The sequence below is a fragment of the Vibrio sp. 1-2 (7-a) genome (assembly GCF_013048515.1).
Classification (GTDB): Bacteria; Pseudomonadota; Gammaproteobacteria; order Enterobacterales; family Vibrionaceae; genus Vibrio; species Vibrio diabolicus.
Genome location: NZ_VHSQ01000001.1, coordinates 399,695 through 422,334, shown reverse-complemented (window position 1 = coordinate 422,334; position 22,640 = coordinate 399,695). Strand labels below are relative to the sequence as shown.

The window sequence follows — 22,640 nt, the reverse complement described above, 5'->3', positions numbered from 1 at the left end:
ACATTTTTGTAACACCGATCAATCTCGCGTGAAAATATGCCAATTGTTGAGTGGTCGTGATAAGCTAAAAAAATGTTATCTTTTGAGATCTTAGAGATAAGAACCCATACTTTGTTAGACTCGGCGTAACTATCTCGTTATGGAGACAAGATGAAAAAACTCTTCAAATTTATTGGTTTGATATTTAAAGGGATATGGAAGAGCATCACCTTTATCAGACTCGCACTGGCAAACCTGATCTTCTTGCTGATGATTGCCGTTTTCTACTTTGCTTTTACTTATACCGGAGACGGTCAACCCGTCGTCGAAAAAGAGTCGGCATTGGTGATGAACCTTTCAGGTCCGATTGTCGAACAAAGACGCTATGTAAATCCAATGGACTCTTTTGCTGGTTCCCTTTTGGGCAATGAGTTACCGAAAGAAAACGTCCTTTTCGATATCGTTGATACTATTCGCTACGCGAAAGACGATCCTAAAGTGTCTGGATTAGTGCTAGCACTGCGAGACATGCCAGAAACAAATCTCACGAAATTACGTTACATCGCGAAAGCGTTGAACGAATTTAAAGCGTCAGGTAAACCCGTTTACGCCGTAGGTGATTTTTACAACCAAAGCCAATATTACTTGGCAAGTTACGCTGATAAAGTTTACCTAGCACCTGATGGCGGCGTATTGATTAAAGGTTACAGTGCCTATTCAATGTACTACAAAACGTTATTGGAAAAGCTCGATGTTTCTACTCATGTTTTTCGCGTAGGTACTTATAAATCCGCTATCGAACCTTTTATTCGTGATGACATGTCCGATGCCGCGAAAGAGTCTGCAACACGCTGGGTTACTCAGTTGTGGAGTGCTTTTGTTGATGACGTAACCACAAACAGAAATATTGATGCGAAAGTGCTTAACCCAACCATGGATGAGCTGATTGACGAAATGAAGTCAGTGAATGGTGATCTTGCTCAGCTCGCGGTTAAAATGGGCTTGGTTGATGAACTCGCGACACGCCAAGACATTCGCACTCTATTTGCCAAACAGTTTGGTAGTGACGGCAAAGACAGCTACAACGCGATTGGTTACTACGACTACCTTGCAACGATTCGTCCTGATTACACACTACCTCAGCACGATATCGCCGTTGTTCTAGCAAGTGGCGCGATTATGGATGGTCAACAACCTCGTGGTACTGTCGGAGGTGACACCGTCGCAAGCTTGCTGCGTCAAGCACGCAATGATGAAAAGGTGAAAGCGGTCGTGTTGCGAGTAGATAGCCCTGGGGGTAGTGCCTTTGCCTCTGAAGTGATTCGCAACGAAGTAGAAGCACTGAAACAAGCAGGCAAGCCAGTTGTTGTATCCATGTCGAGTTTAGCCGCTTCTGGTGGTTATTGGATTTCAATGAGCGCAGACAAGATCGTTGCTCAGCCAACAACACTGACGGGTTCCATTGGTATTTTTAGTGTCATCACCACGTTTGAAAAAGGCTTTAGTAAGTTAGGCATTAATACTGATGGCGTTGGCACATCGCCGTTCTCTGGTGACGGCATTACCACTGGCCTTTCTGACGGCGCGTCTCAAGTATTCCAATTAGGTATCGAGCACGGTTACAAGCGCTTTATTTCTCTAGTTGGCGAGAATCGCGATATGTCTCTAGAGGAAGTTGACAAAGTTGCTCAAGGTCGAGTTTGGACTGGCCAAGACGCACTATCCTTTGGTCTTGTCGACCAGATGGGTGACTTTGATGATGCCGTAGAACTAGCGGCAAAACTGGCGAATGTGACCGATTACGGCATTTACTGGGTAGAAGAACCGCTTTCTCCCACTGAACTATTTTTACAAGAGTTCATGAAACAGGTGAAAGTCTCTCTAGGTATTGATGCAACCAGCTTGCTACCAAAAAGTCTTCAACCCGTAGCTCAACAGTTCGAACAAGACGCAAGCTTGCTACAAAGCTTTAACGATCCTAAAGGTCAATACGCATTTTGTTTGAACTGCCAAGTGCAGTAGCTTTTTCACTAATATTACAAAGGGTATCTCTACTTGAGGTGCCCTTTTTATTACGCTCAACATCTCCTCAGATGACTTTCTGATGCTGTGCGCATAGCCTCGCATCTCAAGGTTATTTAGGTATATAATCCCCGCCTCTGTTCCCCTACATGAAAGAAAAAACGATGACTAGAAAACACATCTACATCGCTTACACCGGTGGCACCATCGGAATGCAAAAATCGGATCACGGCTATGTGCCTATTGCTGGCTTTATGGAAAAGCAACTAGCAAGCATGCCAGAGTTTCACCGTCCTGAAATGCCGAATTACACTATCCACGAATACGATCCTCTGATTGACTCATCAGATATGACGCCTGCCGACTGGCAGCAGATTGCGGATGATATTCGTGACAACTATGACAAATACGATGGTTTCGTCATCCTACATGGTACTGACACCATGGCATACACAGCATCTGCATTGTCTTTCATGCTTGAAAACCTTGGCAAGCCAGTGATTGTTACGGGTTCACAGATCCCTCTTGCGGAGCTGCGTTCTGACGGTCAAGCAAACCTATTGAATGCTCTGCATATTGCCGCAAACTACCCGATCAACGAAGTGACTTTGTTCTTCAATAATCAGTTGATGCGTGGTAACCGCAGCACAAAATCTCATGCGGACGGTTTTAATGCCTTTACTTCACCAAACCTTCCTCCACTACTGGAAGCCGGGATCAATATTCAAGTAAGCAACAGCGTAACCGTTGGTGCACAACCAGAAGGTGAATTTAAGGTTCACAACATCACACCACAACCAATCGGTGTGATCACCATGTACCCTGGTATATCACATGAAGTTATTCGTAATACGCTTCGTCAGCCTGTAAATGCGATGATTCTGTTGACTTTTGGTGTGGGCAATGCGCCTCAAAACCCTGAGCTACTGGGCCACCTTAAAGAAGCCTCTGAGCGCGGCGTTATTGTCGTGAACCTGACTCAATGTTTGGCAGGCAAAGTGAATATGGGCGGCTACGCCACGGGTTGTGCACTGGCAGACTCTGGAGTTATCAGCGGCTTTGACATGACGCCAGAAGCGGCACTAGCAAAACTGCATTACCTTCTAAGCCAAAACCTTTCTTACGAAGAAGTGAAAGAGAGAATGCAGCAAGTACTGCGTGGTGAGATGAGCCTGTAAATTCAAGCTTACTACGATCTAAAAAGCCCAATAGAGATTGGGCTTTTTTCTTTTAAAGTCAAAGTAGTAGCGGTAAACGACACCCTGTAAAAATCAAAGGTTCGCTTAATCAATGTTCGGATTGACACGAACAATGTCGCTCTCTTCTCCGCTAAATTGTTTTTTAAGTTCTTGCTTCGATTTAAAGCTGATTTCACCACCTGCCGCAACCGTCATGTGCTGCGCATCAGTATTATGTTTTGATTGATACAACATCACAGCTTGCATACACGAATCTCGCTGCTCTTTAGAAAGTGTTGTACCCTCAGGCCATCTTCCCGTTTCTACTGCATAGACTAAGCGATCATAAACTTCTGGAGTCATCGCTTGTAATAGTTGTTCTGCGTCCATAATGTACCTTCTTATTACATTCTATTTACAGAACATAACGGGTTAAGAAACTGAGTCAAGAATACGAAAATGAATTGGTGTAACGGATCACAAGCAAAGCCATGAAAAGAACACACTGGTTACTTCTCGGCCTCACAAGTCTCGCACTAACGGGCTGTTTCGAAGGTAACGTGACAACCGAAGAGTTGTGCCAAAAAACACCAGAGCTGCGCTGCAAACAGCTCAATATGGATGACGGGCAATGTCGAGTTCCCAGAACAAACTTAGTATGGCATCGGTTTGAGCAACTGAAACATCCATCAGAAGCCAGTCAAATTATCGAATACGGTCTGGTCGCTGAATATAGGAAATGCTTAGAACTCGCCTCTCAGATCACACCTATTGATCAAAGTGCTCTCAAGAGACAGCGTTTTAACGCTTTGGTACACAGTATTGATGAGCTAGAACGCATCGTAAACGAGTTAAAAAGCTCAGAAGACCCCGCTACTTTGTATTTTTTGTGGTCTCAAACGGGTGACATCCAAGCTCGTCGCGCATTTTTACAAATGGAAGGCTCACCCAAGTTAAATACTGCTGAGATGCAATATGCATTAGCTACTTTCTATACTAATCGAGATGCTAAGAAAACGTTGATACTGCTGAATAAAGCGTTGTCTTTATCGGATGAAGACAACCTTAATCCGATCATTCTCAAATCAATGGCAAGCATTCATCAAGGGCTTGGAGAAAAAAAGCGCGCGTATCTGTGGGCAATGGTTGCAAAAAGATTCGACGTCCCGCTTGCTGATGAAAAGCAGCTCAAGCGTATGTTTAATTTTAGTCATGCAGAGCAATATCAGCAGCTAGATGAATTAGCTGAATCGGTGGCAAAAGCCATAGAGAGAGGGAACTACTCTCCAGCAATGATATCCAAAGAGATATAAACGAAAAAACTCCCGCAATTGGCGGGAGTTTTTCTTTGGGTGAAACTACACTCTGTTTTCTACTTACAACAAATCGTATTGAAAGGATAAAACACTATCGAGCACAATTTTGTCGTTATTGTTCTGATTTGTTGAAAATTAACGACACTGAATTAACACAAAAACGCTCACCCGTGGTCTGTGGGCCATCTTCAAAAACGTGCCCTAGATGGCTATCACATGCGGCACAACGAATCTCTGTACGTACCATTCCGTGACTCAGATCTTCTAAATAGCGCACCGCTTGATCATTGATGGGCGCATCAAAACTTGGCCAACCACAGCCAGAGTCATACTTGTTATCAGAGACAAAGAGAGGGGCATTGCAACAGGTACAAGCATAAACACCCGTCTCTTTATTATGCAGTAGTTTACCGCTGAAAGGCGGTTCTGTACCTTGCTCTCGGCAGACACGAAACTCTTCTTCAGAAAGTTGCTCACGCCACTGCTCATCTGACTTCGCCACTTTTTTCCCGTTTTGTTCCACGACTTTCTGCTCCTTCTTTACTGTTTTTGGTATTGACTTTTTTAGCAAAAAACTTGCTTCTCTTAACAGTTGTAGCACATACTTTCTCACCAGGACACCATGCGTAATTAATTTGATAAGAGCACTTATCTCACCAGTTATATTACGCCAACTGGACTACAGAAGAATCAGTTAAAAGTTTAAAAAACGAACATTTGCGAAGAATTGTTAAAAAAAGCGTCGCTTTTTTTTGACTTTAAACAAGTTAAGTCCGATTATCACTTGCAGATGTTTACTGGATTCTGTAATTTTACTACCAGTTATCTTTAATCAGAAATTAAGTTGTGGAGCAACTATAATGACTATCAAAGTAGGTATTAACGGTTTTGGCCGTATCGGTCGTTTCGTATTCCGTGCAGCGCAAGAGCGTGCTGACATCGAAGTTGTAGGTATCAACGACCTTATCGACGTAGATTACATGGCATACATGCTTAAGTACGACTCAACTCACGGCCGTTTCAACGGTACTGTTGAAGTTGAAGGCGGTAACCTAATCGTTAACGGTAAAACTGTACGTGTTACTGCAGAGCGCAACCCAGCGGACCTTAAGTGGGACGAAATCGGTGTTGACGTTGTTGCAGAAGCAACTGGTCTTTTCCTAACTGACGAGACTGCACGTAAGCACATCGAAGCTGGCGCGAAGAAAGTTGTTCTAACTGGTCCTTCAAAAGACGCTACTCCAATGTTCGTAATGGGCGTTAACCACGCTACTTACGCTGGTCAAGACATCGTTTCTAACGCTTCTTGTACTACTAACTGTCTAGCGCCTATCGCTAAAGTTCTTAACGACAAGTTCGGTATCGAATCTGGTCTTATGACTACAGTTCACGCTACTACAGCAACTCAAAAAACTGTAGACGGTCCTTCTGCTAAAGACTGGCGCGGTGGTCGTGGTGCTTCTCAAAACATCATCCCATCTTCAACTGGTGCTGCTAAAGCTGTAGGCGTTGTTCTTCCAGAACTAAACGGCAAACTAACTGGTATGGCTTTCCGCGTACCAACAGCTAACGTTTCTGTAGTTGACCTAACAGTTAACCTAAAAGAGGGCGCATCTTACGAAGCTATCTGTGCAGCAATGAAAGAAGCTTCTGAAGGCGAACTAAAAGGTGTTCTAGGTTACACTGAAGATGCAGTAGTATCTCAAGACTTCATCGGTGAAGTTCAAACTTCTGTATTCGATGCTAAAGCTGGTATCGCTCTAACTGATAACTTCGTTAAAGTTGTATCTTGGTACGACAACGAAATCGGTTACTCAAACAAAGTTCTAGACCTAATCGCTCACATCTCTAAGTAATTAGATAGTTAGCAATTAGCGAATAACTTCGTTAAAGAAAAGGCGGCTCTAGAGTCGCCTTTTTTGTATCTGGAATTTGAGAGAATACCTCGGCGCTGTTGCATTGTATTTGCGACGGATGTCGAAACCCTACTTTCCCCAATGATAGGAAACAGCACATGGATTTAAAAACTCTCCCAGCTCTAACCGTGTTATCTGATAACGTTACTGTCGTTGAAATTGATCAGGTCAAAGTAGTACGTGTTATTCATGAGAAAGCGACAGCAGGCATATCCTTACATGGTGGTCACGTTGTTTCGTTCACTCCTGCTGGTCATGAAGATTTGATTTGGATGAGCGAGAAGGCGATTTTCGACGGGAAAAAAGCCCTGCGAGGCGGCATTCCCGTTTGCTGGCCATGGTTTGGCCGTATTGCAGCACCGGCTCATGGTTTCGCACGTACTGCTGAATGGGAGCTGGTTGAACATCGCGAGAACGATAACGGCGTGATTGTTGAACTTGCTCTGTTCCCGACAGAAGAAATCCACGATATTTGGCCACATATGTTTGACGCTCGTTTAGTGGTTGAAGTTGGCGATGAGCTAAAAGTGACACTCAAAGTCATGAACATCGATGACGAAGCTTGGACCTTCTCTGGCGCGTTACATACTTACCTAAACGTTGGAGACATTAAGCAAGCACAAACAACAGGCATGGGTGCCGAGTACATTGATAGCTTGAAAGCTGATGCGGTATGCCAAGGTGGTGATGTTCTGCAACTCACAGACACCATTGATCGCGTTTACACGCAACCAGAAGCGAAAATTTTGGTAAAAGATCCGGAACTGAATCGTACATTAAGCGTGGAAAACCATGGTCATAACTCCGCGGTACTTTGGAACCCTTGGGCAGAAGGTGCACAAGGTATGGCTGATATGGCTGACGATGGTTACCAAACCATGCTGTGTGTTGAATCTACTGTTCACGCTCCAAGTATCGAGCAAGGTAAAACGCTCCAGCCAGGTGAGACTCATGAACTTGTCACTGTAATTTCAGTGCAGTAGTTATAACCAGATCAAAGGTCGGGAATACCCGACCTTTTTTGTAATAAAAGCCCCGACTAGATGGTCCTCTCTCAACTAACTTATTGGTTATCAGTCACTTTTGACTATTTCATTAATAAATATCAAAAAATTCGATCATATAAACCGATAGCATGCCGATACAAAACTCATAAATAATAAAAATATCAGGAACTGATCTATGTTAGAGAGATACCGAAATCAAAGTGTCGGATTCCAGTTAAAGCTGGTTATCACTTTGTGTCTATTCATTGCTTTCAGCAGTATTGCTGCGCTTGTTTACCGTAACGCTTCCGATGTTCTACTGGAAAGCACCCTTAAAGAGCACCAATCTAAAGTAGAGTCGATGGCAAAAACCATTGCTGGCCAATTCGATGCTTATCTGCATACCGCTAAAGTGCTCGAGTCCACTTTTCGTAATGGCTACCTTGCCGGTGTTTATGTCGAAAACTATACCGTTGATTTCATGGGTCACGAAATACCAAACATCACTCAATACAGTGAAAACTTAATTAACGACACAAAGCTGGTCGATAGCTTCACACGTGATACCGGTGCTATCGCGACTTTATTCGCGCCTTTGGGAGATGACTTTATCCGTGTATCTACCTCACTAAAAGATCCACAAGGTCAACGAGCAGTGGGAACCACGCTAGGTCTCGACCACCCAGGTTATCAGCAACTAAAAGCTGGTCAGCCATATTACGCTCAAATAAAGTTGTACGGCGAACGATACATTACCTATTACTCTCCAATTAAAGATGCTACAGGAAAAGTTGCAGGGTTATCGTTTATTGGTTTGCCTGTAGATCAAGCAACACAAACGCTATTCGATGCGCTAGAGGAGATTAAATGGGGCGATACTGGCTATACCATCATTGTCGACAACGACGACAACAATCTTGGTAAGTACCTACTCCATCCGACCAAAAGTGCAACCGACCCTTCAATCACAGAAGTTCGTGACTACGAGGGTAATAAGCCTTTCCATAAAATTTTTGAACAAAAGAGCGGATTAATTCTCTACCCTTACCAATTCGGCTCAACAGTCGGCGAAAAGTACTTAGTGTTTACCGAAGTACCAGGCTGGAACTGGAAACTACTGGGTGGTACGTTCATCAAAGAAGTGACCAAAGGCAGTGATACACTACTCAAACTTATCGCCATCATTTCTTCGGTAGCGGCAATCATTACTTTTGTTGTACTGACACTTTTCTTGAATCGCAGCTTAAAACCTCTGACCGTTCTAAACTCCTATATGACTCGCTTGGCGGGCGGCGAGGTCAGCTTGAACGTCCCAGCGTCTCGTAAAGCATCAAAGAATGAAATTACGAACTTGAGTTCGGGTGTTGCCAGTATGGCAGGTCAGCTCAATGAACTTGTTGGCAAGATCCGTTCAACAAGCGACTTAGTGGAGAGCAACTCCACCAGCGTTGCCAACGATGCCCATAGCAATTTGACCCAAGCCGACCGACAACAACAAGAAGTCGAGCAAGTTGTGACAGCGATTGAAGAAATGGCCTCTTCCGCTCAATCTGTCGCACAACAAGTCGAAAGCATTGCGGAAAACGTACGCTCAGCGAATACCGATAGTCAATCTGGTCTCGCGATTGTGGAAGGCGTATGTATCGATGTTGCTCAACTTAACGATCAGTTGGATCAATCAGCAGCGGCTATCGAGCAAGTCAATCGCGATAGTGAGAGTATTCAAACCGTCACGAAGATGATTGATGAGATTGCAGAGCAAACCAACCTACTTGCGTTGAATGCAGCCATTGAAGCCGCACGAGCAGGTGAGCAAGGTCGTGGCTTCGCAGTTGTAGCAGATGAAGTGCGCACACTTGCGCACCGTACACAAAGCTCAGTTCAGGATGTAGTTGAAATTATTGAGAAGCTAAAAGGCTCTACTCACAATGCAGTTAATATGATGACCGACAGCCAACGCAGTGCCAATCAGGTCTTAGACAAAGCACAAGACGCAGGTACAGCATTAGAGGCCATCGCAGTACAAGTCCAGTCGATAGCGTCTCAAGCCGACGCCATTGCTGCGACCTCAGAAGAGCAAGCGCAAGTATCCCAAGAAATTGCTGCAAATGCCCATTCTATCAGTGAGCTAAACCGAGAAAGCCGCGACACCAGCGCGAAAACCTCGCAAAGTGCCATTGAACTGCAACAACAAGCTCGGAACTTGAAAGAGCAAGTCGACTTCTTCCACTAATACTGAATAAGAGCCGATTCCATCGGCTCTTTTTGTTTCACTTGAGACCACGCTTTTTGATAGAATTTGCCGCCCTACTTTCTGTTCGAGATCGTCATGAACTATCAATGCCCTTTATGCCACCAAACTCTAGCGTTAAATGAAAAAACGTTTAAGTGCGAAAACAATCATCAGTTTGACTTAGCAAAAGAAGGCTACGTTAACTTGATGCCAGCGCACCACAAACGTTCTAAAGATCCTGGTGACAATAAAGAGATGATGCAAGCTCGTCGTCGATTCCTTGAAGGGAATTACTACAACCCAATGCGCCAAGAGGTTGCGCAGCTGTGCGCGAAATACACTGAGGGAACCGATCATCAGTTATTAGATATTGGTTGCGGCGAGGGTTACTACACGGATCAAGTGCAGAAAACGATACAAACGCAAACGGACGATGCGACTATATATGGATTGGACATTTCAAAAGTTGCGATTCGTTATGCGGCGAAGCGCTACACACAGTGTCACTTTAGCGTCGCTTCTAGCCATCGGCTTCCTTTCGCGAATGAATCCTTAGATGCTATTTTGCGCATTTATGCCCCTTGCAAGGCAGAAGAGCTGCAACGCGTTGTAAAAGAGAACGGTGTGGTCATCACGGTGACACCTGCAAGCCGTCACTTATACCAACTACGTGAACGCATTTATCAAGATGTTCGTCTTCACAGTGAAGAGCCAGAACATATTGAAGGATATGAATTAGAGCATCAACAACATCTTAACTATGTTATGAATTTGAAGGACGGGGCCGCATTCGATTTATTGCAAATGACGCCATTCGCATGGAAAGCAACCGATGCACTTCGTGAAGAGTTGAAGTCCGCTACACTCTATCAATGTGAGGCTGATTTTATGCTACGCGTATATCGCAAAAAGTCCACTCAGTAATAATAGTGGCAGACAACAAACGCAAATAGTTATCATTTATATTGATTCATTGCTCAGCCTCCATTAATATCATCCGGACATTTTTGGAGGCTTTTCAATGCGCTTTTCTATTTTAAGCTTGCTCTTTGCTGGCTTACTTACTGGTTGTTCTTCTGTTCCGTCAACTAACTCTCACCCTACCTCTGCGGAAGTCACTACTTTTTACGACTACCAACTTTACACTCCTTCTGGCGAGCACATCGCTCTAAGTGAACTACCAAAAGAGCTGCAACAAGCAGATGTCATTCTTATTGGTGAATGGCACACACATGCCGGCGTTCATCGCTTTCAAACAGATATGCTCAAACAACTTTCATCTTATGACCGCCCACTCGCGTTATCAATGGAACAATTTACCCGCGACAAACAACCTGTTGTTGACGCTTACCTGCGTGGGGAAATCGGTGAACAGTACTTGATGAAACAAGCCAATGCTTGGCCCAATTATGAGAGCGACTATCGCCCTCTCGTTGAGTTTGCTAAGCAGAAAAATCTCCCGGTGATTGCAGCGAATGCACCAAAGGGCATTGTCCGATGTATTGGTCGACAAGGGCTAGATTACATTAACAAGCTCGATGATGATCAGCGGATGTTCATTGCACAAGCCATCAACACTGGTAGTAGTCCGTACAAAGAAAAGTTCATGGCATCCATGCATCACGGTAAGCCAGAGCAGACGGAAAAACAGTTTGCAGCTCAAGTTACTTGGGATGAAACTATGGCGGAATCTATCGTTAGCTACCTAGACGACAACCCAGGCGCTCAGGTTGTCCATGTTGCGGGCAAGTTTCACACCGAGCAAGGGTTGGGTACGGCTGCATCCATCTTAAGCCGCAACCCGAGCTTAAAAGTGGTTGTAATTAGCCCAACAGATAATGTGCTTGCTGATCATACTGATTATCAGTTAGAGGTTCTTGCACCACCAGTACGGTATGTACAAGATGCTCACCGCATGGCGGCATATCAACACCTCACTAAGCGCAATAGCGATCTTCAATGTAAGTAGCTGGTCTCCAATTTAAGTTACTACCTTGTCGTTGCGTTGCATCATCACACTGCTCCGAGTTCATAGAGTGACAACGGTCTGCTTCCTGCTGGTCTATTTTTTGCTAATGATCACGAATAGAAACCAGAAGCGGCAAAAGCAGACCTGTTTTTATCCAAATAGCTTCAGAAATAGACTTTGCCGCCGATAGTAATATAACTGCTTTTTACCCGCACTCAGTGAACGAGTGTCGATGTTCCAAGGAGTATTCGATGAATCCAGTAGGAAGCACTTCTGTTAATAGCTATGCCAAACAATCTGTCGCCTCTAAGCAAACAAGTATTGCACAAGAGGAAGGCATCGCTTCGCCGCTAAAAGTCGAACACAATAAGGTGACACTGTCTACTGAGGGCAAAGCGCTCCTCGCCGCTCTGCAGCAAATCGAACACGACAGTAAGAGAGTAGAAGCAGAAGATAAATCTGTTGGTGAAAAAGTGGAGTCCTTTACACATGGCGCACTTGGCATGGATCACCCTGACAAAATCGAGGAAGAAGAAGACGGCTCATACTCTGCGGGTCAATACCTTTCTGCGGCCCTCACTGTCGGTGGCATCATATTAGCGTTGGTCTAATAATCGTTACGACAATAAATCCTATTTGAATAAATCACTAACTGCAGCCCATAATTTGATACGTCAAAGAACGATATGTCGTAAACGTAGGTTATATACTCCTCAATTCGACCGCTCTTATGACCTTAGAACGCATACTCGTTTATTGCTCCCTAAACTAGGTTTCTTGTGAAGGCACTGAATGGATAACTTTAGTCCATGCTTTCAACTCCTAAGCGTAATCCAAGCCCACGTTTGTGGGCTTTCTTCTTTCTAAATTCACAAACGTTAGAGGCTGATTCACTTTTTCTACAAACCCAAGCAAAGACGACAATTTAGTTAAACTTTTATTACCGACATAAAATCTTCATAAATCATTGTTTTAATGCCAGCGCTTTCAATAAACAAGGAAAATATAATGAAGCGCTTAGTATCTCCAATCGTTACCGCAGTGGCAGCATCAACCCTCTCTTTTAATGCACTCTCGGCCGAAATCAAAAACGTTATTCTGATGATCGGCGATGGCATGGGGCCTCAACAAGTTGGTCTACTAGAGACTTACGCCAAACACGCACCTAACTCGATTTACAAAGGCGAAACTACCGCGTTGTATAAACTCGCTCAAGAAGGTGTGATTGGATCATCACTGACCAATCCAGAAGACGCGATTGTCGTCGACTCTGCGTGCTCCGCAACGATGCTAGCAACAGGACTACCTACCGCTTCTGAAGTCATTGGCATTGATAGCCAAGGCAACCACGTTGAAACCATTTTGGAAAAAGCCAAAAGCAAAGGTAAGGCTACGGGTCTCGTCTCTGATACACGTATGACTCATGCAACGCCAGCCGCATTTGCCGCTCATCAACCACACCGTTCTCTAGAAAACAGTATTGCGGCGGACATGCTAGAAACTGGCGTAGACGTGATGATGTCTGGCGGACTTCGTCATTGGATTCCAAAGTCGACAAACGACAAGGGAGAGACATACGAGCAACTTGAAAAGCTCACTGAAGGTAATGTCTACCTAAAGTCGAAACGTAAAGATGAGCGCAACTTGCTTACTGAGGCGCAAGACCAAGGTTACAACCTGGCTTTCAGCCGCGATATGCTCACACAAGCTAAAGGTGACAAATTACTTGGACTTTTTGCTTACTCTGGCATGAACGATGGTATTGCCTACAGTCAAAGCAAAAACGATCCAAAACGTACGCAGCCATCACTGAAAGAAATGACCACCAAAGCAATCGACATCCTTTCAAAAGACAAAGATGGCTTTTTCTTAATGGTTGAAGGCGGTCAAATTGACTGGGCTGGCCACAGTAACGATGCGGGTACGATGCTGCATGAAATGATCAAGTTCGACGAAGCGGTAGACTCGGTTTATGAGTGGGCAAAAGGCCGTGATGACACACTGATCATTGTTACCGCTGACCACGAGACCGGTTCTTTCGGCTTTAGTTACTCATCAGCAAACTTGCCTAAACCGCAAAAACGCGATGGCGAAGCATTCAAAAATCAAGATTACGCGCCAAACTTCAACTTTGGTAAGTTCGAGATCCTTGATGGTTTATACAACCAAAAGAAAAGCTACTACGGCATGATCAGTGAGTTCCAAGCGCTTGATAAGAAAGAGCAAACCCCAACGAAGTTTGCAGAAGTCGTGAACGCAAATAGCGATTTTTCGATTACGCCTGAGCAAGCTGAACGCGTACTAGCAAGTAAACCAAATCCATACCGACTCGCTGGACACAAATACTTAAGCGAAGAGAACGTTCCTACAATCAATGACTTTGATGCGTTCTTTCCTTACAACGACCGTGGCAACTTGCTAGCTCGTGAGCATGCAACAAAGCAAAACACAGTATGGGGAACGGGTACTCATACGCATACCCCAGTCAACGTATTTGCTTGGGGGCCGGCAGAAACTATCCTTCCGGTATCAAAAATCATGCACCACTCTCAGTTAGGTGAGTACTTAAAGCAACAAATCAAATAATCGGCTTGCACTTACTTCACGACTCGTGATGTTCAAACGCTCTCGTAAGGGAGCGTTTTTTTATACATGAAAATAGTTGACGTTTTAAACAATAAACCTCAATAATTATAGGTCTTTGATTATATGAATGAAGAAAATGTGCGAAATATTTGCTAAGCAGCCCCAAGACAACTACCAGTTCATCACCCGCTCTATCCGTATTGATGGTCACGCCACAAGTGTAAAACTTGAAGCAAGCTTTTGGACGATTCTTGAGGAAATTGCTAACGCTCAAAACATGACTGTTCCTAAGTTTATTAGTACGGTCTATCAAGAAGCGCTCGAATACAATGGTGAAGTAAACAACTTTGCCTCCCTACTCCGCTGCGCCTGTCTCACTTACGCTCGCCAACCTAAAGAGACGATTCGTCAAGCACTGACACAACTAAACACTTAATGACAACCAACCGCTGACCAACCTACCAATAACCCTCTTAGGCTATGCAACAGAGTTGTAAGCCATTGAGCATGTTCTAATTTGTCGTACTAGAGTACTACCCAGACTCCTTTTGAACTCGCTAACCTATGCGGACTATCAAGGAGTACCCATGACAAAAATGATTCACACCATGATCCGAGTCAGCGATCTGGACCGTTCTCTACAATTTTACCGCGACGTACTTGAGCTAGAAATCAAAGACCAATACATCTTTGATGGTTTTTCTCTAACCTATCTAGCCAACGAAGAAACTGGCTTTGAATTAGAGTTGACACACAATCACGATCAAACTGAGCCTTACACTCACGGCTCAGGCTACGGTCACCTTGCTGTCAGCGTAGAGGACATCGAACAAACTCACAAACGCATTAAATCTCTCGGTATTGAAGCGGGTGACATCAAAGCTTTTGATCACCAACAAAAACATTTGGCAACGTTCTTTTTTGTGACTGATCCTGATGGTTACAAAATTGAGTTCTTACAACGCCAAGGGCGTTACCTATAACAAAAAGAGTAAACATCATGATTCACTTGACTGCTACCTTTCACGCACAACCGGGAAAAGAACAGGAACTGAAAGCAGTGCTTACCCGGGCACTTGAACCCACTCGCAATGAAGAAGGTTGTGTTCGTTATCAATTATTCCAAGATAAAGACAATGCGTGCCACTTCGTTTTTCAAGAGCAATTTAAAGGCCAACAAGCGTTCGATCTTCATGGTGAAACAGAACACTTTGCTCTTTTGATTAGCCAAATAGACAACTTGCTAGAATGCGAACCGAAATTGGTGTTCTTTAACGAACTGTAAAAACACCGCTTAATGCAAATAAAAAGGCACTCTTTCTAGAGTGCCTTTTCGTACTGTTTTGGCTGTGATTACGCGTCTTGTTTCTCTACCATGTGCAAATGCACATCTTGTTGTGGGAAAGGAATCGAAATGCCTTCTCGGTCAAAGCGCAGTTTCACTTCTTTTGTCACATCCCAATACACGTCCCAATAATCATCAGTTTTTACCCAAGGACGAACAATAAAGTCTACAGATGATGTGTTTAACGTATGCACTTTGATCATCGGCTCTGGTGTACGAAGTACTGCAGGGTGAGAAGTAATGATATCAGACAGCACTGACTCGGCTTTCAGCAAGTCATCCGCATAACCAATGCCAAACACCATATCCACACGGCGAATGCGCTCGTGTGTGACGTTCTTAATCACATCTCCCCAAATTTTACTGTTAGGTACAATAATAATTTGGTTATCAAACGTACGGATTGTGGTGTTCACCAAACTCATATGGCTTACCTTACCATCCACACCACCAGCATACACAAAGTCACCAACATCAAATGGGCGATAAATAAGCAACATCATACCCGCCGCGAAGTTGGACAAGGTGTCTTGTAAGGCGAAGCCGATAATCACACCAGCAATACCAAAACCGGTTAGGATCGGTGCTAGGTTCAATCCGAGCTGAGATAGGCCCACCATGATACCAATCACCCACACGAATTTGCCGGACATTGAGATAAAGAAGTCCTGCATCAAGTGTGAGAGTTTTAAGTTTTTCGATGAAACCGCCTTGCTGACCACTTTGCGCGTTAACTTCGCAAGCCCACGAGCGATCAATAAAATCAGCGCAAATACAAACAACTGGAAAATGTGCTGTGGCGCATTTTCGGCAAACCAGTCTAGCGCAGAGTTGGACCAATGGCTCAGTATTGACCACACTACTTTGGTATTCAGTAAATCGTGGGTGATATTCCCTGTCACTTCGAAAATTTGGCGTTTGTATTCGGACGTTTCTAAACCGACTTTATCGCCAATCGAAATTAAATTGCGTAGGCTTTCCGTCGCAATATTCAGTCTTTGTTTAGTAATAAGCTGACTTAGCTGCAGTGACGCTTTTTCCGATTCAGGGCTTGACGAAAGTTGAGAGCCGATGATTTCACTTTGCTGGCTCAAGTACTCAATTGAGGCAGACAGCAAACGCATACGTTTATCAACTTTATCCTTTAGTTCCGCTTCTGCGCGCTCATTTTGAGCCCCTAACTCTTTCAGCCAAGCAAGGTTTTGCCAACTTGAATCGAAGCTGACATCGAGGTAATGCTGTAACTCTCGGTAATCATTAACAAGAGCAAGTTTCTCTTCATCCTTGGCTTTATTTAAATCTTCAACGACTTTCTTTATTTTTTCCGACAGATAGTTCGTGGCGTCCTCGGAGTATTTTTCCTGCTTTTTAACCAAGGAGATCAATTTGTCACGAGGGATAGTTTCACGTTCAATCGCTGATGCTAACTGACTTCTTAACTCTTCATTTTTTTGGAACAACTGCAGTTGAAGCGCGTCGCGCTCATCACCACTCGCTTGCGAGAGACCTTGGGATAAATCCACAATTTCTCGATTCAAGTTATCAATAGAAGTTTCGGCAGCAGAGGGCTCTGGCGTATCCTGAATATCTTTCGCATTGATGACCATCGGGGCCATCATACCGAGGATGAGCGCGAATAATGCCACCCAAGATGTCAGGCGTATTTTCTGGGGAAAATGAAACGTCATGTTTACCTCTTAGGGAACAGTTCTGATCAAAACGACCAAGAATAGAAGTGTAAAGCCTTGAAATTATATACCTAAGTTTACAACACTAAATAATAAACTGAGCAGCATTTCGTTAGTTGGGCGTCAAAGTTGAGAAACCCAATAACAAACAAGCCTTTCATTATTAGATGAAAGGCTTGTGTAAATTTAACTACGGGCGATTGGGGTGATTCAGAATATGGTCTTCCCAATCCACCACATCAATCTCGTATACCACTTTATTGCGGACACTTTCGCCCGCCGCGTGCATCGCAGATTTCGAGCCCGTAATCAACGGATGCCATTCTGGTAAAGGCTGCTTTTCAGCCAACAGGCGATAAGCGCACGTATGCGGCAGCCAAGTAAAATCGTCGATGTCTTCGCGCGTCAGCTTGGTGCACTCTTCACCCGAAGTAAAACGATTTGGGTAATCCTTACAAGAACACGTTTTGCTATTTAGCCAGCTACAGGCCACATTGGTGTAATAGATTTCGTCGGTATCTTCGTCCATTAGCTTATGCAGGCAACATTTACCACAACCATCACAGAGAGATTCCCATTCCTCTTCTGTCATCTGCTCTAACGATTTACTTTGCCAAAATGGAGTGCTCATACTTCAGGTCTCACCAAGGGAATTTAGGGGGCGATTTATACCCCTCTCGACGCAAAAGTTCAAGTTTTGAGAAGATCTCGAATCATTCACACATAACAGTAGAGATATTCAACTACTTTCGCTTTACTGTTCTATTCTTAAACAAGTTTCCATTACTCAATTGATCAAGAACGCATTAAGGAGTTTTCATGGGTATTATTTCTTGGATTATTTTGGGCTTAATCGCCGGTGCACTCGCAAAATGGCTCATGCCAGGAAAAGATGGGGGTGGCTGGATTGCGACAATGCTACTCGGTATTGCTGGGGCGTTTGTCGGCGGCTTTCTTGGCGGTATTCTGGGTTTCGGCGGGGCAACTGGCGTAAATATCGGTAGCAGCATCACCGCAACGCTAGGCGCATTTATTCTGCTGTTTGTTTACAACCGCTTCTTGAGATGATCACAACGGTTTAGAAGCCAAAAGGAGCACTCTATTGAGTGCTCCTTTTTATTTTTTCTTAGGCGACTCTTCCAATCCACGTCAAAATGACCATAATTGCCCCTCAATTTTTAAGAGGTTTACATTATGGATTGTCGATTAGGATGCGGAGCTTGCTGTATTGCGCCAAGTATCTCTTCACCGATACCTGGAATGCCCAAGGGCAAACCAGCAGGTGTTCGTTGCGTACAACTCAACGATGATAATTTGTGTAAGCTGTTTGGTAAGCCTGAGCGCCCCAACGTTTGTCACGATTTTAAACCGTGTCCGGTTGTGTGTGGCAAAACCAACCAAGAAGCGCTCGACAACATCACTGAGCTAGAGCAACTTACTTAATCTATTCAGAGCCCCCGTTTAGTCGTTACCAAGCTCTCGTAAGTACAAGTAGATGGTATCGCGCGAGATGCCAAGATGGTTTGCAACCATTAAAACAGCATCTTTGTATTTAAAAATGCCTAAGCCGTGCAGTCGCGTCACCAGTTCACGGTTACGTTTAGAAGGCGCAATGGCTTCATTTTCCCACACTTCTGTTTGTACGGTTTCTATCGTGCTGATGATGGTTTCATCGATATTACGCGCAAACGTTTCTGGTGAGCGAGCACCACCAACACAACACTCGGTGTGTTGCTGAGGCAGCATTGCCTTTAAAAATGCCTGCATCGGTGCATCCATATCCACGTTGATACACAGCAAACCAATCGGTTTGTTTTTTGGATTTCTGACAATGGTCGTAATGGAGTGCAAGGTCTTTCCGTTCGACGTTTTCGTCAGGTACGAATCAGAAACGTCCTTGCCCTCTCTTAACTTCATTCTCGCTAAGTTGGTAATTGGGGCACCTTCACTGCGTTCCGTCACGTGCCCATTTGCGATTTTGATGATTTCCGGCGCTTCGGCATCTAAGCTGTGGAGAACCACTTCAGTGTGTTCACCATACATACGTGCAATGCCATCCACGACGTTTTTCATAGAGTTCAAAATATCGAGATCACTCTTGGTGAGTTTCTTTAGTAGCAATGTTACTTCCCTTAGCAAAAACTGGAGGTTAGGCCGACATAATATCGATAATAGATTTGTCAGTATACGGCATACCGAAACGAACCATTGAGCCAACATTTCTTATCGTTTGCTCAACTTCTTCGCCTACTATACCTTGATTCTTAACACTGTGGTTACCCATCGCCATCAAATATGAGCGCACCGCCGTTGTCGACGAAGTGCACACTTTCATCGCACAAGAAGACTTCGCACCATCGCACACCATACCTGAACTATCGCTGATGACGTTTTGAATGGCGTAGCATGATTGCTCAAATGTACCACCAGCTAAATACACCAGCGCCATAGATGCCGCCGCACTGGTAACAGTGTTGCCACAAAATGCGGATAACGGTGGGTAATAAGATTTGATGTAAATAGCCCCTAAATGACTCATGATCAACGCGCGAGCCAGCTGTTCTTCATCGTTTTGGAATACTTCTGCCGCAACTACAACTGGCATTGTGGCAGCGATACCTTGGTTACCACTGCCGAAATTGCTCATGGCTGGCAACGTCGCCCCTCCCATGCGAGCATCAGACGCCGCGGATGTCATCATCTGTATACGACTCATTAAGTCATTACCCAATAAGCCTTGCTCGATGTTGCCTTTTAGCGTGCGTCCAATTTCTAGGCCGTAACCTCGGTCGATACCCTCTTGAGCCAGCAAGGTATTAAGCTCTGCAGCTTGGAGAATGAATTTGATCTCTTCAAAAGGCGCTTGAGTGGCAAACTCATAGATTTGTTTGATCGAAATATCCACACCTTCACAAACGGAAGCGGTCGCAACGCGTTGCTGTGATGGGGCATCAAAAATCACGTCGCCATTACGCATGATCTGAAGAATGTTGGTGTGACCGCCACTGATCGTGACCGAAACAACATCGTCACCAGAGGTGAGCGTTACGCTGCAATAAATGAATTCTTGCGTATCCACGCGCGCTACAGTTACTCGCTCTTCATCTATCAATTGTTGCGCAGCAGCGACATCCTGCTCATTAATCCGAGCCAACACTTCCAGTTCTGCTGTTGGGTCACCGGCTAATGCACCAACTGAGGCGGCAATTTTGAGGCCTATCTTGCCCGTTCCGGGTACGAAAACACCCATCGAGTTTTTAAATAGGTTGTCTGAAACACGCACCTCTATCGCATCAATATCGGATGTGCCCAACTCTTTTCTAGCAACTGCTGCCGCGTACGCAGCAGCAATGGGTTCTGTACATCCTAATGCAGGTTTCACAACTTGCTTAATGATTTGGATATATTGTGTCCATTGCTGGTTCATGCTCTGTTCTCCGTATTACTTTTTATGAGCAATCGCTTCGACTTCAATTAACACGCCAAGAGGCAAATCTTTCACTGCGAAGCAACTGCGTGCCGGACAATCTTGTTGGAAAAACTCTGCGTAGACCTTGTTAAACTCGGCAAAGTCATTAATATTCGATAGGTAACACGTTGTTTTTAAAACAGTATCGATACTGCCACCACCAGCCTCTAAAACGTGCTTCAAGTTAGTAAGAGATTGATGACTTTGTGCACTAATGCCGCCTTCAACTACTTTTCCTGTTGCCTTATCAACGGGTAATTGGCCAGAAGTAAAAATCAAATCGCCATAGCTAGTGCCATGTGAATAAGGTCCGATAGCAGCAGGCGCGTGTTCAGATGAAATCAATTTTTTCATTTTTAAATCCTCACATAAATTTTATTTTTTATTAATAAGTTTCTAATTTAACTTCCGTATTAGCGTTATTTTTTCAATTAAATATGAACCAAACAACTAGATCAGATCACAAAATTCGTTAAAAACTCCAATTTATTTGAACTTCCTCGCCAAGATCTCAAATTTATCTGAATTTTCCACAAAAAAATTGGTGATATGCATTTTCTCAATTAAATTTGAGAAAAATTCATACTAACAAGAGAAACAATAAAATGAGCGTGACAGCACCTACACAAACCTTACCCATCGGTAAAGAGCCACCGCACGTAAAAGCAGGCATGGCCCTAGATGAGTGGAAAGCCGCGATCAAGTTTGATAGCACAGACTGGGGATGGGTGATCATGAGTATCGGCATGGCAATCGGCGCCGGTATTGTTTTTTTACCAGTAAAAGTTGGCGTATTGGGCCTTTGGGTATTCTTGGCCTCTGCCGTAATCGGCTACCCAGCGATGTACTTGTTCCAACGCCTTTTCATCAACACTCTCTCAAGTTCACCAAAGTGCCAAGATTACGCTGGCGTCATTTCCGGCTACCTTGGTAACAAATGGGGGGCGTTATTAGGTGTGCTCTACTTCATCATGTTGGTGATTTGGGTCTTTGTTTACTCAACAGCTATCAACAATGACTCGGCATCTTTCCTACATAGTTTTGGCATCACGGAAGGTTTATTGTCTGAAAACCCGCTATATGGTCTGGCTTTAGTGTGCGCGCTGGTCGCTATTGCATCTCGTGGTGAAAAGATTTTGTTTAAGGTCAGTACTGGTCTTGTACTGATTAAACTTTGTACCGTTGCATTACTTGGCGTCATGATGATCGAAAAATGGGATGTAGCGAATGTCGGTGCAATTCCAGAAACAGGCGCTGGTTTGAAAGATGCAATTGAGCTACTGCCGTTTACTCTAACGTCTATTCTCTTCATTCAAAGCTTGAGCCCAATGGTGATCTCATACCGCTCAAAAGAAAAATCGATTGAGGTTGCTCGCTTTAAAGCCATGCGCGCAATGAAAATTGCTTTCGGTATCTTGTTTGTGACCGTCTTCTTCTACGCGATTTCCTTTACGCTTGCGATGTCACATGAACAAGCGGTTAAAGCAGCAGAAGAGAACATCTCTGCTCTTGCGATGGTTGCGCAAGGTATGGACGGCACGACGCTAAAACTAATGAGTTTGATGCTGAATATTTTCTCAGTAATGACTGCGTTTTTTGGCGTGTACTTAGGTTTTCGCGATTCTTGCCAAGGTCTAGCGATGCTGGCTCTAAAAAAGGTCATGCCTGAAGAGAAAATCAACAAAGACTTGGTCACCAAGGGAATCATTCTCTTTGCGATTCTCATGGCGTGGGGTGCAATTGTATTGAATCTACCAGTTCTGAGCTTCACATCAGTATGTAGCCCTATCTTTGGTTTGATTGGCTGTTTGATTCCAGCTTACCTTGTCTATCAAGTGCCTTCTTTACACAAATACAAAGGCGCGTCGCTTTACTTGATTATTGCGACTGGTATTTTGTTGTGCGTATCACCTTTCGTCGCATTTAGCTAAAACCTACTTTGCCTTGGCTGTT

At 44.2% G+C, this 22,640-nt stretch carries 23 protein-coding genes; 16 read left to right on the top strand and 7 right to left on the bottom strand.

The features are described 5' to 3' along the window. Positions 1-150 precede the first annotated feature (150 nt). Together sppA and ansA are read left to right on the top strand one after the other, a co-directional pair. Positions 151-2,001, top strand: coding sequence for a signal peptide peptidase SppA (sppA, locus tag FKN08_RS01895; RefSeq protein ID WP_047010130.1), 1,851 nt, complete (start codon positions 151-153; stop codon positions 1,999-2,001). A 164-nt stretch (positions 2,002-2,165) separates the two neighbouring features. After that, a complete protein-coding gene (gene ansA, locus FKN08_RS01890) occupies positions 2,166-3,179 on the top strand; it encodes an asparaginase (protein ID WP_170891167.1) in 1,014 nt (337 codons plus the stop codon). Between the two features lie 105 nt (positions 3,180-3,284). Here ansA and FKN08_RS01885 read toward each other — a convergent pair whose 3' ends face one another. Then, entirely contained in the window at positions 3,285-3,569 is a 285-nt protein-coding gene (locus FKN08_RS01885) for a DUF1315 family protein (RefSeq protein ID WP_005380700.1), read from the bottom strand. Between the two features lie 101 nt (positions 3,570-3,670). Between FKN08_RS01885 and FKN08_RS01880 the strand changes: the two genes are divergently transcribed. Continuing rightward, entirely contained in the window at positions 3,671-4,492 is an 822-nt protein-coding gene (locus FKN08_RS01880) for a DUF2989 domain-containing protein (protein ID WP_170891165.1), read from the top strand. 115 nt (positions 4,493-4,607) lie between these two features. On the opposite strand, the gene msrB is transcribed toward FKN08_RS01880, so the two are convergent. Beyond that, entirely contained in the window at positions 4,608-5,018 is a 411-nt protein-coding gene (gene msrB / locus FKN08_RS01875; protein ID WP_047010128.1) for a peptide-methionine (R)-S-oxide reductase MsrB, read from the bottom strand. Positions 5,019-5,355: 337 nt separating this feature from the next. Here msrB and gap point away from each other — a divergent pair, with 337 nt between their 5' ends. The 10 genes from gap (at position 5,356) to FKN08_RS01825 (ending at position 15,470) form a co-directional block, all read left to right on the top strand. Next, positions 5,356-6,351, top strand: a complete 996-nt coding sequence (gene gap / locus FKN08_RS01870) for a type I glyceraldehyde-3-phosphate dehydrogenase (RefSeq protein WP_012841556.1) — start codon at positions 5,356-5,358, stop codon at positions 6,349-6,351. A 158-nt stretch (positions 6,352-6,509) separates the two neighbouring features. Further along, entirely contained in the window at positions 6,510-7,394 is an 885-nt protein-coding gene (locus FKN08_RS01865; RefSeq protein WP_012841555.1) for a D-hexose-6-phosphate mutarotase, read from the top strand. A gap of 199 nt (positions 7,395-7,593) precedes the next feature. Then, positions 7,594-9,630 carry a methyl-accepting chemotaxis protein gene (locus FKN08_RS01860; RefSeq protein WP_170891163.1) on the top strand — a complete coding sequence of 679 codons (2,037 nt, stop codon included), beginning with the start codon at positions 7,594-7,596 and terminating at the stop codon, positions 9,628-9,630. Positions 9,631-9,726: 96 nt separating this feature from the next. Continuing rightward, entirely contained in the window at positions 9,727-10,554 is an 828-nt protein-coding gene (gene rlmA / locus FKN08_RS01855; protein WP_170891161.1) for a 23S rRNA (guanine(745)-N(1))-methyltransferase, read from the top strand. Between the two features lie 97 nt (positions 10,555-10,651). Beyond that, the gene (locus FKN08_RS01850; RefSeq protein ID WP_170891159.1) at positions 10,652-11,599 is read left to right on the top strand and encodes a ChaN family lipoprotein; all 948 of its coding nucleotides are present in this window, start codon (positions 10,652-10,654) and stop codon (positions 11,597-11,599) included. A 251-nt stretch (positions 11,600-11,850) separates the two neighbouring features. Further along, on the top strand, positions 11,851-12,210 hold the full coding sequence (locus FKN08_RS01845; RefSeq protein ID WP_170891157.1) for a hypothetical protein: 360 nt from the start codon (positions 11,851-11,853) through the stop codon (positions 12,208-12,210). A 397-nt stretch (positions 12,211-12,607) separates the two neighbouring features. Next, complete coding sequence (locus tag FKN08_RS01840; RefSeq protein WP_170891155.1) at positions 12,608-14,185, top strand: alkaline phosphatase; 1,578 nt, start codon at positions 12,608-12,610, stop codon at positions 14,183-14,185. 136 nt (positions 14,186-14,321) lie between these two features. After that, positions 14,322-14,621 (top strand): ribbon-helix-helix domain-containing protein, encoded by a 300-nt coding sequence (locus FKN08_RS01835; protein WP_031780613.1) that lies wholly within the window; start codon positions 14,322-14,324, stop codon positions 14,619-14,621. Between the two features lie 151 nt (positions 14,622-14,772). Then, positions 14,773-15,168, top strand: coding sequence for a VOC family protein (locus tag FKN08_RS01830; RefSeq protein ID WP_005397245.1), 396 nt, complete (start codon positions 14,773-14,775; stop codon positions 15,166-15,168). Between the two features lie 17 nt (positions 15,169-15,185). Then, the gene (locus FKN08_RS01825) at positions 15,186-15,470 is read left to right on the top strand and encodes a putative quinol monooxygenase (protein WP_170891153.1); all 285 of its coding nucleotides are present in this window, start codon (positions 15,186-15,188) and stop codon (positions 15,468-15,470) included. Positions 15,471-15,538: 68 nt separating this feature from the next. Here FKN08_RS01825 and FKN08_RS01820 read toward each other — a convergent pair whose 3' ends face one another. Both FKN08_RS01820 and FKN08_RS01815 read right to left on the bottom strand, forming a co-directional pair. After that, positions 15,539-17,218 (bottom strand): mechanosensitive ion channel family protein, encoded by a 1,680-nt coding sequence (locus FKN08_RS01820; RefSeq protein WP_053808793.1) that lies wholly within the window; start codon positions 17,216-17,218, stop codon positions 15,539-15,541. Between the two features lie 190 nt (positions 17,219-17,408). Beyond that, positions 17,409-17,849 carry a YcgN family cysteine cluster protein gene (locus FKN08_RS01815; protein ID WP_005384948.1) on the bottom strand — a complete coding sequence of 147 codons (441 nt, stop codon included), beginning with the start codon at positions 17,847-17,849 and terminating at the stop codon, positions 17,409-17,411. Positions 17,850-18,037: 188 nt separating this feature from the next. Between FKN08_RS01815 and FKN08_RS01810 the strand changes: the two genes are divergently transcribed. After that, entirely contained in the window at positions 18,038-18,286 is a 249-nt protein-coding gene (locus FKN08_RS01810; protein ID WP_170891151.1) for a GlsB/YeaQ/YmgE family stress response membrane protein, read from the top strand. Between the two features lie 126 nt (positions 18,287-18,412). After that, the gene (locus FKN08_RS01805; protein WP_025574470.1) at positions 18,413-18,661 is read left to right on the top strand and encodes a YkgJ family cysteine cluster protein; all 249 of its coding nucleotides are present in this window, start codon (positions 18,413-18,415) and stop codon (positions 18,659-18,661) included. Positions 18,662-18,679: 18 nt separating this feature from the next. Here FKN08_RS01805 and FKN08_RS01800 read toward each other — a convergent pair whose 3' ends face one another. Genes FKN08_RS01800 through FKN08_RS01790 form a run of 3 tightly spaced genes read right to left on the bottom strand, consistent with a single transcriptional unit; the run spans position 18,680 to position 21,041 of the window. After that, positions 18,680-19,339, bottom strand: coding sequence for a PAS domain-containing protein (locus tag FKN08_RS01800; protein WP_005397228.1), 660 nt, complete (start codon positions 19,337-19,339; stop codon positions 18,680-18,682). Between the two features lie 28 nt (positions 19,340-19,367). Then, positions 19,368-20,645: an L-serine ammonia-lyase, iron-sulfur-dependent, subunit alpha gene (locus FKN08_RS01795; protein ID WP_170891149.1), complete on the bottom strand. Its 1,278-nt coding sequence runs from the start codon at positions 20,643-20,645 to the stop codon at positions 19,368-19,370. 15 nt (positions 20,646-20,660) lie between these two features. Beyond that, the gene (locus FKN08_RS01790) at positions 20,661-21,041 is read right to left on the bottom strand and encodes a RidA family protein (RefSeq protein ID WP_005397224.1); all 381 of its coding nucleotides are present in this window, start codon (positions 21,039-21,041) and stop codon (positions 20,661-20,663) included. Positions 21,042-21,358: 317 nt separating this feature from the next. On the opposite strand from FKN08_RS01790, the gene FKN08_RS01785 reads away from it, so the two are divergent. Further along, entirely contained in the window at positions 21,359-22,618 is a 1,260-nt protein-coding gene (locus tag FKN08_RS01785) for an amino acid permease (protein WP_048625843.1), read from the top strand. Positions 22,619-22,640 lie beyond the last annotated feature (22 nt).